This is a genomic window from Synechococcus sp. R5-12, assembly GCF_047502655.1.
Classification (GTDB): Bacteria; Cyanobacteriota; Cyanobacteriia; order Thermostichales; family Thermostichaceae; genus Thermostichus.
Genome location: NZ_JANSIM010000136.1, coordinates 1 through 15,925, shown reverse-complemented (window position 1 = coordinate 15,925; position 15,925 = coordinate 1). Strand labels below are relative to the sequence as shown.

The 15,925-nt window shown below is 61.5% G+C and carries 8 protein-coding genes; 5 read left to right on the top strand and 3 right to left on the bottom strand.

Annotated features, from left to right (window positions below):
- Nucleotides 1-235 precede the first annotated feature (235 nt).
- Both NW843_RS08035 and NW843_RS08030 read right to left on the bottom strand, forming a co-directional pair.
- On the bottom strand, nt 236-1,297 hold the full coding sequence (locus NW843_RS08035; RefSeq protein WP_414522625.1) for a DUF1611 domain-containing protein: 1,062 nt from the start codon (nt 1,295-1,297) through the stop codon (nt 236-238).
- On the bottom strand, nt 1,297-2,349 hold the full coding sequence (locus tag NW843_RS08030) for a dipeptide epimerase (protein ID WP_414342327.1): 1,053 nt from the start codon (nt 2,347-2,349) through the stop codon (nt 1,297-1,299). Before NW843_RS08030 ends, NW843_RS08035 begins: the two co-directional genes overlap by 1 nt.
- A 178-nt stretch (nt 2,350-2,527) precedes the next feature.
- On the opposite strand from NW843_RS08030, the gene NW843_RS08025 reads away from it, so the two are divergent.
- The 5 genes from NW843_RS08025 (at nt 2,528) to NW843_RS08005 (ending at nt 13,985) form a co-directional block, all read left to right on the top strand.
- On the top strand, nt 2,528-4,165 hold the full coding sequence (locus NW843_RS08025) for an acetolactate synthase large subunit (RefSeq protein ID WP_414522626.1): 1,638 nt from the start codon (nt 2,528-2,530) through the stop codon (nt 4,163-4,165).
- Nucleotides 4,166-4,321: 156 nt separating this feature from the next.
- Nucleotides 4,322-6,403 (top strand): GspE/PulE family protein, encoded by a 2,082-nt coding sequence (locus NW843_RS08020; RefSeq protein ID WP_414522624.1) that lies wholly within the window; start codon nt 4,322-4,324, stop codon nt 6,401-6,403.
- A 131-nt stretch (nt 6,404-6,534) separates the two neighbouring features.
- Nucleotides 6,535-7,677 carry a type IV pilus twitching motility protein PilT gene (locus NW843_RS08015; protein WP_414352159.1) on the top strand — a complete coding sequence of 381 codons (1,143 nt, stop codon included), beginning with the start codon at nt 6,535-6,537 and terminating at the stop codon, nt 7,675-7,677.
- Nucleotides 7,678-7,874: 197 nt separating this feature from the next.
- Nucleotides 7,875-9,101, top strand: a complete 1,227-nt coding sequence (locus NW843_RS08010; protein ID WP_414522623.1) for a type II secretion system F family protein — start codon at nt 7,875-7,877, stop codon at nt 9,099-9,101.
- A 72-nt stretch (nt 9,102-9,173) separates the two neighbouring features.
- The gene (locus tag NW843_RS08005) at nt 9,174-13,985 is read left to right on the top strand and encodes an alpha-2-macroglobulin family protein (protein WP_414522622.1); all 4,812 of its coding nucleotides are present in this window, start codon (nt 9,174-9,176) and stop codon (nt 13,983-13,985) included.
- Between the two features lie 6 nt (nt 13,986-13,991).
- Here NW843_RS08005 and NW843_RS08000 read toward each other — a convergent pair whose 3' ends face one another.
- Nucleotides 13,992-15,878, bottom strand: a complete 1,887-nt coding sequence (locus NW843_RS08000) for an NFACT family protein (protein ID WP_414522621.1) — start codon at nt 15,876-15,878, stop codon at nt 13,992-13,994.
- Nucleotides 15,879-15,925: the final 47 nt, after the last annotated feature.

Below are 15,925 nucleotides of genomic sequence, written 5' to 3'. Positions count from 1 at the left end.
TTCAGTATAGTTGAGCTTATTATTGACTAGAGTCATGCTCTTCTCTGAACACGGAGCAAGCCCAGTTCCTGGCCCCCGGCCAATGGGAGCGACTTGGATCGAGAATACCTGGCTGAGGAGATCGCATCTCAGAGAAGACAACGGCACCGGGAACCATCTGAATCGCTCACCTGTTGAAGATGATGAGTTTTTCCCAGATGGACAATGGGAGTGGATCCGCTGTCTGCAAACTGAGTTATCCTGCCGCCAGAATTGCCTCCAACAAGGGATCTGCCCCAAAGCGCACCACATCTGTACAGGGCCGTCCGGTCTCAGCCTCCACCCGGCGGATCTGCTCCAGGGCCGCTTCTTCCTCCCAGCCGAAGGTATTGAGGGCAATCCCCACCACGGGCGCGGGGGCAAAAGCCCCGGCAGCTGCCGCCACCTGTTCATACAGCTCAATCACCTTGGGTAAGGGCGGGATGGGCACGTAGTCTATCCCCTTGATGTGGGTCTGGCCGGCGCGGTGTACCAGGATAAGGTGGGTGGGCTGGGATCCACGCAACAGAGGCAAGGTGGCCGTAGAGGCGGGGTTGAGCAGGGATCCCTGGCCTTCCAGGTGCAGAATGTCGTGGTCAGAGCCATAGCGTAAGATCAGTTGCTCCACCGCCCCACTGGCATAGTCCACCCGCACCGCATCCAAAGGGATCCCCTCGCTGCCGATCAGAATCCCAGTTTGCCCGGTGGCCAAAAAGCGGGAGCGCAGGCCCCGTCTCAGGCTGGCCCGGTGCAGCTCCAAGCTGGTGGACATTTTGCCCACGCTCATGTCGGTGCCCACCGTCAACACCCGTTTACAGGGCAGGGTGCGGGCCAGGGCTTTCCCCACCGACAGGTTGGGGGGCTCGCGGCGAATATCCCAGATCCAGGCCCCCGGCTGCAACCACTGCCGAAACTGGGGATCCTCGGCCAAAGGCGTGTGCAGCCCATTCACCAGAGACAGGCCAGCTCGCAGGGCCAGGCCCAACTCCTCCCGCCAGGCTGGCGGCAACTGCCCCCCTGAAGGGGCGATCCCAATCACCAGAACTTCAGGCCGGTGGGCCAGCGCCTCCTCCACCGAGGCCACGATGGGAATGTCTTTGGCAATTCCGGTCAGATGGGCCAGGGATCCCCCCGCCTGCTCCCGGTCGATCACCGCCACCACCGGGAAGGAGCCGTAGCGCAGCAGCCCCAGCCCCGTTTTCCCATGCTCCCCCAGCAATCCCCCGTGGAGCAGGATGGCCACGCGACTTTCGCTGGACAGGGATTCCGGCCTTCCCATTATTCCTCCCGCAGCTCTACCCCTAAACCCGGTCGGTCGGTGGGGAGCAGGCAGCCGTCCTGCAGGATGGCCCCGGCAAAGGGATCGTCGATGAGGTTGAGGTGGCTATCCAAGTCCAGGTAATCCACCAGGGGAGCCAAGTGGGCCGCCGCCGTATTCCCCAGAGCTGTGTTGCTGTAGCAGCCCAACATCACCTGTAGGCCGTGGGCTTTGGCGGTGTGGATCATGCGCCAGGCTTCGCTGAGGCCTCCGCACTTCATCAGCTTAATGTTGATCCCGTGGACGCGATCCACCAGAGGGGGGATATCGCGGCTGTCCATACAGCTCTCATCCACAAAAATGGGCAGCTTCGACTCGTGCCAGAGGGTGATCAGCTTCGCTTCCTGCCCCCTCTCCAAAGGCTGCTCCAGGTAGCTCACCCCTTGCCCCGCCAGCCAGTTGCTCATGCTCAGGGTTTGCTCCACCGTCCAAGCGCCGTTGGCATCCACTGTAATCAGGGATCCCAGCGGGATCACCTCCTGCACGGCAATCAGCATGTTCTGATCCGCCATCAGTCCTGAGCCGCTGCCCAGCTTGATCTTAAAGGCCCGCGCTTGGGTCTGTTCCATCCAGGCCAAGGCGCGCTGGCGGGCCGCCTGCGGGGTGGAGATGCCGATCGTCATCGTCGTGGGCGGAATGCGGGAGCGATCCAGCCCCCACAACTGCCACAGGGGCCTCCCCAGCCGTTTGCCCATCCAATCGTGCAGGGCCATATCCACCGCTGCCCGCGCTGCCGAAGGGATCCCGGCCCGCAGCAGTTCTGCCTCGATTGGCTGTCGCTCCCAGGGGGAATGGCGGCGCAGGATCCCTTTGGCCACGTCCAAGCCCATCAGGATGTCGTCCAGAGACTGGTGGTAGTCGTCGCTCACCGAAAAAGGGCAAGCCTCTCCCCACCCTTCAACTCCCTCCTCCTCAATTCGCACCCAAGCCAAGGTTGTATCGCTGTGGGTACCTCGGCTGATGGTCAAGGCGTAGCGCTTGTGAACGGTGAAAGGTTCGACGTAGAGCCGCATGGGCATCTCCAGAAGAGGAAGCTTGGAGGAGCAATTGGGCCTGGGCCGCCCCTTTGAGCTTAGCTTGGTTCCCAGCCCAGCCTGCCCCCGTCCCCAAGCCCAGAAAACAAGTTATCCCTTGCCCCGTCCGCCGTCTATGGTGGGATCCAGATCCACCGTTCTCCATACCCTTGCCACCATGAATACCGCCGAACTGCTGGTTCGCTGCCTGGAAAATGAGGGGGTGCAGTACATCTTCGGCGTTCCTGGCGAAGAAAACCTGGAAGTCCTGCAAGCCCTGCGCCGCTCCTCAATTCGCTTTATCACCACCCGCCACGAACAGGGGGCCGCCTTCATGGCCGATGTCTATGGCCGGCTGACGGGCAGAGCGGGGGTGTGTCTCTCCACCTTGGGGCCGGGCGCCACCAACCTGATGACCGGAGTTGCCGATGCCAACCTGGATGGAGCACCCCTAGTGGCCATCACCGGCCAAGTCGGCACCGACCGCATGCACATCGAATCCCATCAATACCTGGATTTGGTGGCCATGTTTGCCCCCGTCACCAAGTGGAATGCCCAGATCGTGCGCCCCAGCATCACCCCGGAGATCGTGCGCAAGGCTTTCAAATTGGCCCAAACCGAGAAGCCCGGGGCCGTCCACATCGACTTGCCGGAAAACATTGCCGCCATGGAAGCCAGCGGCACTCCCTTGAGGAGAGATCGCCTGGACAAAACCTACGCTTCCTATCAAAGCCTGAACGAAGCGGCCTCCCTGATCTCCCGCGCCCGCAACCCCTTGATTTTGGCCGGCAATGGGGCCATTCGCGCCCAAGCCAGCAGCGCCCTCACGGAATTTGCCACCCGCTTGAACATCCCCGTGGTCAACACCTTCATGGGCAAAGGGGTGATCCCCTACACCCACCCCTTGTCCTTGTGGGCCGTTGGCCTGCAACAGCGGGATCTGGTCAGTTGTGGTTTCGACCGAACCGATCTGTTGATCGCCGTCGGCTACGACCTCATCGAGTACTCTCCCAAGAAATGGAACCCCGACGGCACCATCCCCATCGTTCACATCGCTGCCCTGCCCGCAGAAATCGACAGCAGCTACATCCCGCAAGTGGAGGTGGTGGGAGACATTTCCGACTCCCTGATGGAGATCCTGCGCCGCTGCGATCGCACGGGCAAGCCGGATCCCTATGGCCTCAGCCTGCGGCAGAACATCGTCCGCGAGTACACCTGCTATGCCCACGATCAGAGCTACCCGATCAAACCCCAAAAGCTGATCTACGACCTGCGCCAAGTCCTGGAACCCGAAGACATCGTCATCTCCGATGTCGGTGCCCACAAAATGTGGATGGCCCGCCTCTACCACTGTGACAAACCCAACACCTGTCTCATCTCCAACGGCTTTGCCGCCATGGGCATCGCCATTCCGGGGGCCTTGGCCGCCAAATTGGTGCATCCCGACCGGCGCATCGTGGCCGTAACCGGAGATGGAGGGTTCATGATGAACTGCCAAGAGCTGGAAACTGCCCTCAGGGTGGGCACTCCCTTTGTAACTCTCATCTTCAACGATGGCGGCTATGGGCTGATCGAGTGGAAGCAACACAATCAATACAACGAGGCTGCTTTCGTCAAGTTCGGCAATCCAGACTTCGTCAAGCTGGCGGAGAGCATGGGCCTCAAGGGCTACCGCGTCGAAAAGGCTGCCGAGCTGATCCCCATCCTGAAGCAGGCCCTCGAGCAGCCGGTGCCCACCCTCATCGACTGCCCTGTCGATTACAGCGAAAATCTTTACTTGACCCAGCGGTCGCAAGCGTTGGTCTGCGAGGCTTAGGGGAGGAGATGGATGTGAATGCGAGATTTGAGCCGAGTTGGGGCATAGTAAGCCCAGGGTTGGCGGCCTCTGGGAAGTCCAGACTTATGTATCTTTACCGTTGACCCTTAGCAGCCAAGTGCAGTGAAATAGAGGCATTGTGGGTGACCCGCCAGCATGAGCGATCTTCCTTCCCCTCCCTTTACCTCGCGCCGCGCCGGCGCTGCCAGCAAAGCTCTGGCCATCGCCAACGTCAGCATTACCCCCTTTGGCCGCAAGTTAAAGGAGCTGGGCTTTGCCGACGATAAGCAGATCCAGGACATCCAAAACGCCCTCAAAGCGGATCGAGAGGGCAACAGCAAGGCCCTGGCTCTGGTGGTCAAGGATATCGTGGGCAAAGAGATCACCCCTGACCTGGAGCGGGCTTACAAACGGCAGCAGCTCTTTGAACTGAAAATCATCTACGGGATCCCCTCCCTCGACATCGACCTGGAGCCGGTGGAGATCTCCGAGATGATTGGGCTGATCGACTCGATCTTGCCCCTCGACATCTGCAACCGCTACAAATTCTTGCCCATTCGCCGTCGAGACAATCAGGTGACGGTGGCGATGGTCAAGCCAGACAACCTGCAGGCACTGGACGACATTCAACGGCGCTTCCGCATCCAGGGGCTGAAGCTGCAGCGGCGGGTCTTCACCCAGCGGGATTTCGAGACCCTGATCAACCGCTACATGGATGCGCAGGCGGAGCTGCTGGCCATCAAGGGGATCAACGACGCGGCTGCTGCCCAACAGGCGGCTGCTGCCCAACAGGAAGAAGAGGTGGTGGTCAACACTGCCGAAATCGATCTGGATGCTATTGAGGATGTGGCTGCCGATGAGGCCGGCGAGGGATCCCTGGAGCAGCAGGTCAAATCGGCAGATGATGCCCCGATTATTAAACTGTCCAACCAGATCCTGGTCAAGGCCCTGCAGGATGGGGCGTCCGACATCCACATCGAGCCACAAGAAGAATACCTGCGCATCCGCTTCCGCAAAGATGGGGTGTTGCGGCAGGCTTTTGAAAACTTTCCCAAGAAGATCGTCCCCGCCCTCACTGCCCGCTTTAAAATCATCTCCAACCTGAATATTGCCGAGCGGCGCATGCCCCAGGATGGGCGGATCCGGCGGGTCTTCAAGGGGCGCAAGGTGGACTTCCGGGTCAGCACCCTGCCCTCCCGCTATGGGGAAAAGATCGTGCTGCGGGTTCTGGACAACTCCGCCACCCAACTGGGGCTGGACAAGCTGATCACCGACCCAGAGACCTTGGAAAGCTTCAAGGAGATTGTCAAGCGACCCTTTGGCCTAATTCTGGTAACTGGGCCAACGGGATCCGGGAAAACCACCACCCTCTACTCGGCCCTGGCGGAGGTGAACGACCCGGGCATCAACATCAGCACCGCCGAGGATCCCATTGAATACTCGCTGCCGGGGATCACTCAGGTGCAGGTGATCCGAGAAAAGGGCATGGACTTTGCCATGATCCTGCGGGCCTTCCTGCGGCAAGACCCGGATGTCATCCTGGTGGGGGAAACCCGCGACCACGAGACGGCCAAAACCGCCATCGAAGCCTCCCTCACGGGCCACTTGGTGTTGACCACGCTGCACACCAACGATGCCCCCGGTGCCATTGCCCGTCTGACGGAGATGGGGATCGAGCCATTTATGATCTCCAGCTCGTTGCTGGGGGTGTTGGCCCAGCGCTTGATGCGCCGGGTGTGTACCGAATGTCGGATCCCCTACCACCCCACGCCGGAAGAGCTGGCCCGCTATGGCCTTACCCTCAGTGGCGACGGCGAGCAGCTCACCTTTTACAAAGCCAACAAGCTCTCCCCCAAAGAAGTGGAGCAGCGCAAGGCCACCGGCAAGCCCATCTGCGAGAAGTGTGGGGGCGTGGGCTACAAAGGTCGGGTAGGGGTGTACGAGTTCATGCGCATGAACGACCGCCTTGCGGACTTGATCAACAAAGAGGCCCCCACGGAGGTGATCAAAGAAGCGGCGGTGGAAAGTGGCATGAAAACCCTGCTGGCCTACAGTTTGATGCTGGTGAAGCAGGGCCTCACCACGCTGGAGGAGGTGGATCGGGTGACCCTCACCGACAAGGGTCTGGAAAGCGAGCTGAAGGCCCGTGCCAAGGCTCTCAGCACCTGCCGCAACTGTGGCGCGGCCTTGCATGTGGACTGGATGGACTGCCCCTATTGCCTGACCCCGAAGTTTTAGGAAGTCGGCTTGGCACTTGACGATGTTGGGGTGCCGACTATAACAGTCCTATACAGTTGCCTTTCTCACATGGCTTTGGCCGGCGGCTCTTTTGATAGACAGTTCTACTCGCCTTTGGAGAACCCAACCCTATGCCCCAACTGATGATCGAAGACCTCATGGAAGCAATCGTCCAAAAGGGCGGTTCCGACATTCATATCTCGGCGGGTTTGCCCCCCTACTTCCGCATCAATGGTCACCTTGAGCCGACAGAGCATGAGCCTCTCTCGGCAGAGGAGGTGCAGCGGTTGATCTTCAGCATGCTGAACAACAACCAGCGCAAGCAGCTGGAGCAAAACTGGGAATTGGACTGCTCCTATGGGGTGCGGGGGATCGGGCGCTTCCGCGTGAACGTCTACCGCGATCGCGGCACCTATGCTTGCGCCATGCGGGCCCTGGCTTCTGAGATCCCCAACATCGACAAGCTGGGCCTGCCGGATGTGTGTAAGGAAGCAGCTCGCCTGCCGCGGGGCTTGGTGCTGGTAACCGGCCCAACGGGATCTGGCAAATCGACTACGCTGGCTTCCATGATCGACATGATCAACCGCGAACGGGCCGAGCACATCCTCACCATCGAGGATCCCATTGAGTATATCTACACCCCCATTCGCAGCATCATCCACCAGCGGCAACTGGGGGAAGACACCAAGAGTTTTGCCAATGCCCTGCGGGCAGCGATGCGGGAGGATCCGGATGTGATCCTGATCGGGGAGATGCGGGATCTGGAGACCATCCAGTTGGCCATTACCGCCGCCGAGACGGGCCACCTCTGCTTTGCCACGGTACACACCAGTTCTGCCGCCCAGACGGTGGATCGCTTGGTGGATGTGTTTCCGCCCGAGCAGCAGCAGCAGATTCGCGTGCAGCTCTCCAACTCCCTCAAGGCCGTCTTCTCCCAAACTCTGGCCCGCCGCCTCAATCCCAAGCCAGGAGAGCCTGGACGGGTGCTGGTGCAGGAAATCATGGTGGTAACGCCGGCCATTGCCAACCTGATTCGGGAGGGCAAAACGGCCCAGATCTACTCGGCTATCCAGACGGGGGGCAAGCAGGGCATGAAAACGCTGGAGCAAGATCTGGCTAACCTTTACCTACAGGGCAAGATTGACTTCGATACGGCCATGTCTAAGACCTCTCGCCCCGAGGAGTTGCAACGGCTTTTGGGCAACGTTACCGGGCCCTCGCCAGCCGCGGCTGCCCAGCAACAGCGGCCACCAGCAGTTGCCACCCGTCGCTAAACCTCGTTGCCACCAGGCAGTGCTGGGATCCCGGGGTGAGGGTTCATTACCGATCTCTAGCCGCTGACTTGATTTGTGGCTAAGCTCTAGCTGAGAGATTGTTGATCTGCCCAAGGTTTGGGCTGACTTCTCTTTTGCACCTGCGAAACATTTAAAGCCATTTCGTTATTTAGAGCGATCTAGCCGGGGGTACAGCCATGCCGCGCTACAAGGTTCGGGGGTTAAAGGCCGGTCAGCCGGTACGCCTGACGGTGGTGGCCAACAGCTTGACCGAAGTTCGTGCACGGCTGCGCCGAGACGGGATTTTTGCCAAACAGGAGGACATTCAGGAAGAAAAGCCCTTTTTCTCCTTGGAGACGTCTTTCGATTTGTCGATGCTGGGATCCATCGACATTCGCGACAAGGCGGTGTTTTCCCGGCAGTTCGCTGCCCTGATCAACGCCGGCGTGTCGATGGTGCGCTCTCTTACCATCATGGAGGAGCAAACCGGCAACCCCAAGCTCAAAAAATACCTGAGGGCCATTCGCTCAGACGTGGAAGCCGGGAAAAACCTTTCTGACTCCATTCGCCCTTTCCCGGATGCCTTTGATGGCCTTTACTGCAGCATGGTGCAGGCAGGAGAAGTGGGGGGGGTTCTGGATGAAGTGCTCAACCGTCTGGCCAAGCTGCTGGAAGACATGGATCGCCTGCAGAAGCAGATTAAATCAGCCATGACCTATCCGGTGGTGGTGACAATTTTGGCAATCCTTATTTTTTTAGGGATGGTGCTGTTCATCTTGCCCACGTTTGAGAGCATCTACAACGACTTGGGAGGGGAGCTGCCTGCCTTCACCCAGTTTTTTATCAACATCAGCAAGTTCCTGCGCACGCCCCAGTACAGCTTGGGGCTGGTGGGCTTTCTAGGGGCCGTCTATTTTGCTTTCCGGCGCTTTTACCGCACCCCTGCCGGCAAGGAGACCATCGACGCGCTGGCCCTCAAGCTCCCTACCTTCGGGGATCTGATCCAGAAGTCGGCGGTGGCTCGCTTCTGCCGCACCTTTGGCGCTCTCACCCGCTCCGGGGTGCCGGTGCTGACTTCCTTGGAAATTGTGCGCGACACCTCCGGCAACCAGGTGGTGGCCAACGCCATTGACGCCGCCCGCCAATCCATCTCGGAGGGGGGGCAGATTGCCCCTGCCCTAGCTAAGGCCAAGGTGTTTCCCCTGATGGCCATTCAGATGATCAGCGTGGGGGAAGAGACGGGGGAGCTGGACGCGATGCTGATGAAGACGGCGGATTTCTACGAGCTGGAGGTGGAGGAGGCGGTACGCGCCCTCACCAGCCTGCTGGAGCCGTTGATGATCGTGATCCTGGGCGGTATGGTGGGCTGCATTATCGTGGCCATGTACCTGCCCATGTTCAACGTCTTCGAGCTGGTGAAGTAGTGGATTGGGCTGACCCTTGAACCCCCAGGGCGGCCAGGGCACAGGGTAGGAGCAACGGAGGAAAGGGATCCCATGCTGAGGCGATGGTTAGCGGCCCTGGTGGTGTTTTTGGGGGTGGGGCTGGCAGTTTTGCTTTCCGAACAGCCGACGGGATCCCTGGCGGGACGGGTGGAGCTGCCGGCAGGGGTAGCTCTGGAGAGCGTCCGGGTGATCGCCGCCGGCCCGGCCACTCGCAGCTCCAGCTTGACCGCAGATGGCGAATATCGCTTGGATCGATTGCCTGTTGGGGAATACCAGGTGACGGTGCAGGGATCCGGCCTGGAAACGGTGGGCAGCCAGGGATCCGTTCTGGTGCGGGAGGGGGCAACGGTTCGGATCCCCACCTTGCGCCCTCAGCTTGTCCCCCCCGGTCTCTATCTCTACAGCACCAGCCAGGTGTTTACGACCGCAGAACCGGCGCGGCTGCAGTGGCGGGCCACCAGCCTGGGCTCGGTGCAGCTTAGCCTCTATCGCTTTTCCCTGACAGAGCTGCAGGGATCCCCTCTCTTGCGGGATTTGGCGGATGCTGACTATGGCTCCCTGGATCCGGCTCTGTATCCCACCCTGCGGCGGGAGCTTGTGCGCAGTTGGCAGCAGCCGGTGCCACGACGAGCGGGAGAGGGGTGGACAGCCCAAACCTTGGAGCTGGGGATCCTGCCGCCGGGGGCCTACTGGGTGGAGGCGGAGGGCCGGGAGCCGCTGAATGCGGCTGCACCCTTGCCCCGTTTCGACCATTGGTTTTTGGTGAGCGATCTCGGCCTCATCCAGAAGAAGGATGCCAGCCAGTTGGTGGTGCAGGCGGTGCACCTGCGGGAGCTGCGTCCCCTGGCCGGGATCCAGATCCAAGTTTTCGGGGAGTGGGGGGATCCCCTGACGGCCACCACCGATGCAGAGGGGCTGGCCCGCTTTGGCCTGCCGGCGAGAGAGGGTTCTTCCCTGGTGGTCTATGGCCGCAGTGCCGACAACACCCTGCAGGCTTTGTCCCGCAGCTACACCTATGGCTGGAACCAGCCCCACCGGATCTACGCCTACACGGATCGTCCCCTCTACCGTCCTGGCCAAACCGTCTATTTCCGCGCCCTGGTGCGAGAGCAAACCCGCCTCACGCCGCCCCCCCCAGGACAAGCAGTGCAACTGACCCTTACGGCCCCCAACGGGGATGTGTTGAGCGAACAAACCCTGGCCACCAATGCTTTTGGCAGTGTCCATGGGGAGTTTCAACTGCCAGAAGAAGCGTCCCTGGGCAGCTACGGCCTGAAGTGGCAGGTGTCAGGGCCGCAGGGATCCAGCGGCGAATACACCTCTTTTCAGGTGGAAGCCTACCGCAAGCCGGAGTTTGAGGTGGCGGTGGTGCCCGACCGACCTTGGCTGGTGCGGGGGGGATCCCTGAAGGTGCAGGTGGAGGCCGAGTATCTTTTCGGCGCGCCGGTGGCCGCTGCCCAGCTCCGCTACCGAGTTTACAGCAGCCCCGACTGGAGCCTGCGCTATGGGCTGTTGCCCCGTTCTGCCGAGGAAGACTATTTCGCCGACGACCTGGGAGAGGAGCAGGGCTACTACGGCGGCTACGGCCAGTTGGTGGCGGAAGGGGAAGGGGTGACGGATGCCCAAGGGCGGGCGGAGTTTCGCCTGGATCGCCTGCTGCAGGATCTCAACTGGGAAGAAGACAGCTACTGGGGCCCCCAAGAGGTGCAGCAACTGCGCATCGAGGTGGAGGTGACCGATATCAGCCGTCGCACCGTGACCGGAACGGCGCGGGCCTGGGTAACAGCTGGCGAATTTGCCCTCTTTGCCGAGGCCGACCGCCACCTGCCCGCTCCGGGGGATACCCTCACCTACCGGCTGCAAGCCCGCGATTACGATGGCCGCCCCGTCAGCGCCACCGGAGAGCTGAGCCTGGAGCGCTGGCGCTGGGATCCCAAGAGCAGCACCTACCAACGGCAAGGTACCCTGCTGCGGCAACCTTTTCAGATTGTCAACGGGGAGGGCAGCCTCACCCTCAGCTTGCCCGCCGACCTGGAGCCGGGAGACTACCGGGTGCGGTTGACGGCATGGGATCCCCGCCGTCAAAGTGCTCCGCACCGCTGGCGCGAACGGGTGCAGGAGGTGGACTATCTCTGGGTGGTGGAGCCGGGCAGCCCCCTGCAAAGTTGGGGATCCCTGCCCAGCCTGGAGGTGGTGGCGGATCGGCAGATCTACCAGGTGGGGGAGGAGGCCCAGATCCTGATAGTCTCGCCGCTGCCGGATGTGGCGGTGCTGGTGGGCATTGAGGGATCCCGGCTGCACCAGGTGCAGGTGCTGCGTCTCCAGGGGCATACGGCCACGCTGCGGCTGCCCATCCGCGGCGACTATCGTCCCAATCTCTACGTCACTGCCACTGCCATCGGCCCAGAGCGGCGGCTGTACCGAAGCGAGGCCCTGCTGCGGGTCTCCCCCTTGGATCGCTTTTTGCAGGTGGAGCTGCAAACCGATAAACCCACCTATCGACCGGGCGAGACCGCCCAAATCCAAATCCGCACCCGCGACGCCCAAGGGCAGCCGGTGAGCGCCGAGGTGGGCCTAGGGATTGTAGACAATGCCCTCTACCTATTGCGACCCGACTTCACCCCGGATATTCGCCGCTTCTTCTATGGGCGCCAGTACAACCAAGTTACCACCACTACCTCTTTCCCTCAGCAATATCCCGGCGGTGCTGACAAGCTGGCCGGCCAAGTGCGGGAAGACTTTCGCGATACCGCCGCCTGGTTTCCGGATCTGGTCACCAATGCCGATGGCCTGGCTCAGGTGCAGGTGCGCTGGCCCGACAACCTGACCACCTGGCGCTTGACCGCCCGCGCCGCCACTGCCGACACCCAGGTGGGATCCGCTCTTGCCACGGTCTCAGTCAGCAAAGACCTGTTGGTGCGCTTGGCCGCTCCCCGCTTTTTCCGGGTGGAGGATCAGCTCACCTTGGCGGCCATTGTGCAAAACCGCACGGGTCAAGCCCAAGCGGTGGAGGTGCGGCTGGAAGTTCCTGTTCCTGCCGGTGGGATCTTGAAATTGCAAGGCCCGGAACGACAACGCCTCACCGTGCCGGCCCAAGGAGCGGAGCGGGTGGAATGGCCTCTCCAGGTTCTGGGGGCCGGAGATACCTCTCTGCGGGTCTGGGCGGAAGGGAATGGGCTGAAAGATGCGTTGCAACTGCGGATCCCCAGCCAGCCCTTTGGGGCGGCGCATCGCTTCTCCCAAGTGGGCCAACTGGGAACCCCGTCTGGCTTGCGTGAAGGGGAGTCTGGCAGTCTGGAGTTGCCGCTGGATTGGCCCGCCACCTGGGTGCCGGGATCCCGGCAGCTAAATCTGGAACTGGCCGCTAGCCCGGCAGCAACCCTGCTGGGGCCGCTGGATTACCTGGTGAAGTTCCCCTACGGCTGCACCGAGCAAACCCTGAGTCGCTTCTTGCCCGCCCTAGCCGTCGCCCAAGTCAGCGAGCAGTTGGGCTTGAACCTGCGCTCTCAAACCCTGGAGCGGCTGCCTCGAGTGCTTCGATCCGGCTTGCAGCGGCTGGAGGGATCCCAGAACTACGATGGGGGCTGGGGCTGGTGGGCCCATGACCGGAGCAACCCCTATCTGACCGGATACATCCTGCAGGGATATCATCTTGCCCAAGCCGCCGGCTATGCCCTCAAAGAGTGGCGGGTGCGGCAGGCTTTGGACTATCTGGCCGCTCAACTGGCCCAGCCCCAAGCCCTCTCCCCCGATCTACAGGCTTTTGTCGCCTACAGCCTGGCCCTCTGGGATCCCGCTTTGGTAACTGCCGACCTGCCGCCGCCGGCCCAGCTTTCCACCTTTGGCCTGGCCTACCGAGGGCTGGCCGCCCTGCAACTGGGCCAGAGGGATCTTGCCCAGGCAGCCCTGGATGAGGTTCTGGAGCGGCGGCAACAGGATCCCCAAGGGCGCTGGTTTATCCCGGCTGCCTCTTCCTTGGCAACCCACGAGCGCTCCACCTACGACGACATGGAGGTGGCCGGCCCGCTTTTGCAATTGGCCGTTCGCTTGCAGGATGACCGGGCTGCCCAGATTGCCGAGGCCCTTCTCCAGCAGCGGCAAAACAACCGCTGGCGCACCACCAAAGCCACCGCCGATGCTCTCCTCGGCCTATCTGCCTACTACCAGGCCCAGCAGCAGCAGCTTCCCAGCCCCGGCGAGGTGCGGGTGTTGGATGGGACAACCGGATCCCTTCTCGGTCGCTGGCAGGCCGGCGCTGGGGATCCCCGCTATGGGTTGGATTGGGCTGACGCAGAAGTGGGGAACCTGAGCAGCCTGCGCCTGGAAAAGTCCGGCCCTGGCCCCCTTTACTACAGCTTGAGGGGAGAAGCCTTCGTCCCCAACCCTCTGCCCTCTCAAGCCCAAGGCTTTGCAGTGAGCCGCAGCTACTTCCGCCTACAGCCCCAGCTCCAACCCAACGGGGAGATCCGCTACCGAGAGCAGCCGCTGCGCCCTGGCGACACAGTAAGGGCCGGAGAAATCCTCCTGGCCCGGTTGACGGTGGAAGCCGAGCGGGACAGCCACTACGTGGTGATTGAGGATCCCCTGCCCAGCGGCGCCGAGATCACCTCCCAGGATCCGCGAGAGTTCACCGGCTTGGCCCCAGACTACTGGTGGGACTGGTTTTGGACCCGCCAAGAGAATCGGGATGACCGCGTGGCCTTTTTCAGCACCGAGCTCAAGCAGGGTCGCCATGAGTTTGTCTATCTCTTCCGTCCGGAGATCCCCGGCCAATTCCAGGTGGCTCCTGCCTTGGCCGAAGAAATGTACGACCCCAGCCGCTATGGCCGCAGCGCCCCTTACTCCCTCAAGGTTCTTCCCTAGATTCCCTCAAGCCTGCTCGTGGCATGGGCCAGAAACGAAGCCACCGGTCGCGTCGGTGTTCACGAGGGCTGACGCAATGAGGAATTGAGCACGGCTGGGCCGCCCCCAAAGCACCTGCTCCTGCTTGTAAACGACCATGCCGGGCGGGGATCCCTTGGGTTTGAACACCAGTTTCGGGCGGGTATAGACCACCGGCACCTGTTCGCTGAGGCGACCGCGGCTGAAATGGGCCGCCAAGTCGGCAGCCGCCTGCAGATCTTCGCTTTCTGCCACAGCGCCGGGGGGCAAGCGCAGCAGCACATGACTGCCGGGGATCTCTTGGGCATGAAACCACCAATCGTGTTCCTGAGCCACGCGAAAGGTGAGCTGATCATTTTGCAGGTTGTTGCGCCCCACCCAAATGGAGAAGCCACTGGGGCTGGTAAAGCGGTGGGGGTTGAAGGTTGCCGGTGAGGCATGTTTTGAGCTCGCCCGCAGAGACTCTGTCCCGCTGTTGCGAGTGGGACTCTCCAAGTAGCGCTGTTCAATCAGCTCGGTCTCAATTTCCTTGAGGGTGGTCAAGTCTTGGGGATCCCGATAGGTTTCCAGCTGCTGTAGAGACGCTTCCACCTGCTCGAGGTAGAGGATCTCTTGGCCGAGCGCCTCTTGTAAAGGTCGGAGGGCATCCTGGGCCCGTTTTTGTTTGCGGTGCTTGCGGTAGTAGGCTTGGGCATTGAGAATAGCATTTTTCTCAGGGTCGAGAGGGATCTTGACCGTCTGGCCGCTGGCAAAATCCGGCAGCTCGATGTGGTGCAGCCCTGGCCGCCAGAGGTGGAGGTGGGCCATCAACAAGTCGGCAGCCTGCTTGGAGGCTTCCGCTTGGGTGGAGTCGGCCAGCATTGCCTCAAATTGCTCTCGCCGCTGATAGAGCTTTTTCAGCAGGGTGGATACCCTTTGCAGCAGGCGGTGGCGCTCTCGCTCAAACTGTTCGCGGTTAAGCTGAGCCTGGTAGTAGCTTTCCAAAAGTTGGTGCAGGTTGGGCCGAGAAGGTTGTTGCAGGGACTCCGTCCCACCAACGCGAACGGCACTGCTGACGGGAGGGCTTGCCCAGCCGAGAACGGTGTATCCCTGGGGAGTTGGGGCCGGGTCAAACTGGCCGGTTTCCAGACGGGTTAACCAGTCTTGCCACCTGGCAAACAGCGCCTGCCAATCCTGGGCAGAGAGGTGATCGCTGGGGGTTTGGGGCGGGATCCCAGCCTGATGGCACATCGCTTCCACCAAATGCCGACTGAGGCCGCGATAACAGCGCAACAGCCGTTGGCCGATGGGGCCGGGGATCAGGGCAACGCGCTCTTGCCAGCAGGAGAAGGGCTCGGATCGCTGCGGGATCGGATCGGTTAGGGCCGGGGGGGCTTCATAGGGCAGGCCCGGTTGTACCGGACGGATCCGCGATTGGCGCTCGCTCACCCCATGACCACTGGCCAAAATCATGCCCGCCTCGTCCACCAAAATGGCGTTGCTGTACTTGCCCATCACCTCTAGGTAGAGATGGCGATGAGGGGGATCCCCAGGCCGAGGGGCAAAGCGAAAGTCAACCACCCGTTCCCAATCGTCCAGCAGAGCCAGCTCTGTCAGAGCCAAACCCTTCAGTTGCCGTTGAAGGAATTGGCTGAATTGAAAGCCGTCCGGCTCTTTGGGAGGTGGCTGACAGAGGTGGAGACGGGCCGCCTGAGGGTGCCAGCACAACAGCAGGCAGGGACGGGCAGTGAGGGTGCGCAAACCGATGATCACCGTCCACAGATCGGTCTGTTGGATCCATTCCACGCGGGCAGGCAACACTGGATCCCGACCTGTCTTAGCCTGGGTTAGATCGGCGAGCACAGCACGCAGGGTGGTCAGATCAACGGGCTGCATCCCTGTTGCTGATACATTTACGCTGAACACTGCTGAACATCACTGTT

Excerpts from the sequence above, each read along its gene's own strand:
- NW843_RS08035 (WP_414522625.1), bottom strand. The coding sequence starts at position 1,297 with ATGGGAAGGCCGGAATCCCTGTCCAGCGAAAGTCGCGTGGCCATCCTG.
- NW843_RS08030 (WP_414342327.1), bottom strand. The coding sequence starts at position 2,349 with ATGCGGCTCTACGTCGAACCTTTCACCGTTCACAAGCGCTACGCCTTG.
- NW843_RS08025 (WP_414522626.1), top strand. The coding sequence starts at position 2,528 with ATGAATACCGCCGAACTGCTGGTTCGCTGCCTGGAAAATGAGGGGGTG.
- NW843_RS08020 (WP_414522624.1), top strand. The coding sequence starts at position 4,322 with ATGAGCGATCTTCCTTCCCCTCCCTTTACCTCGCGCCGCGCCGGCGCT.
- NW843_RS08015 (WP_414352159.1), top strand. The coding sequence starts at position 6,535 with ATGCCCCAACTGATGATCGAAGACCTCATGGAAGCAATCGTCCAAAAG.
- NW843_RS08010 (WP_414522623.1), top strand. The coding sequence starts at position 7,875 with ATGCCGCGCTACAAGGTTCGGGGGTTAAAGGCCGGTCAGCCGGTACGC.
- NW843_RS08005 (WP_414522622.1), top strand. The coding sequence starts at position 9,174 with ATGCTGAGGCGATGGTTAGCGGCCCTGGTGGTGTTTTTGGGGGTGGGG.
- NW843_RS08000 (WP_414522621.1), bottom strand. The coding sequence starts at position 15,878 with ATGCAGCCCGTTGATCTGACCACCCTGCGTGCTGTGCTCGCCGATCTA.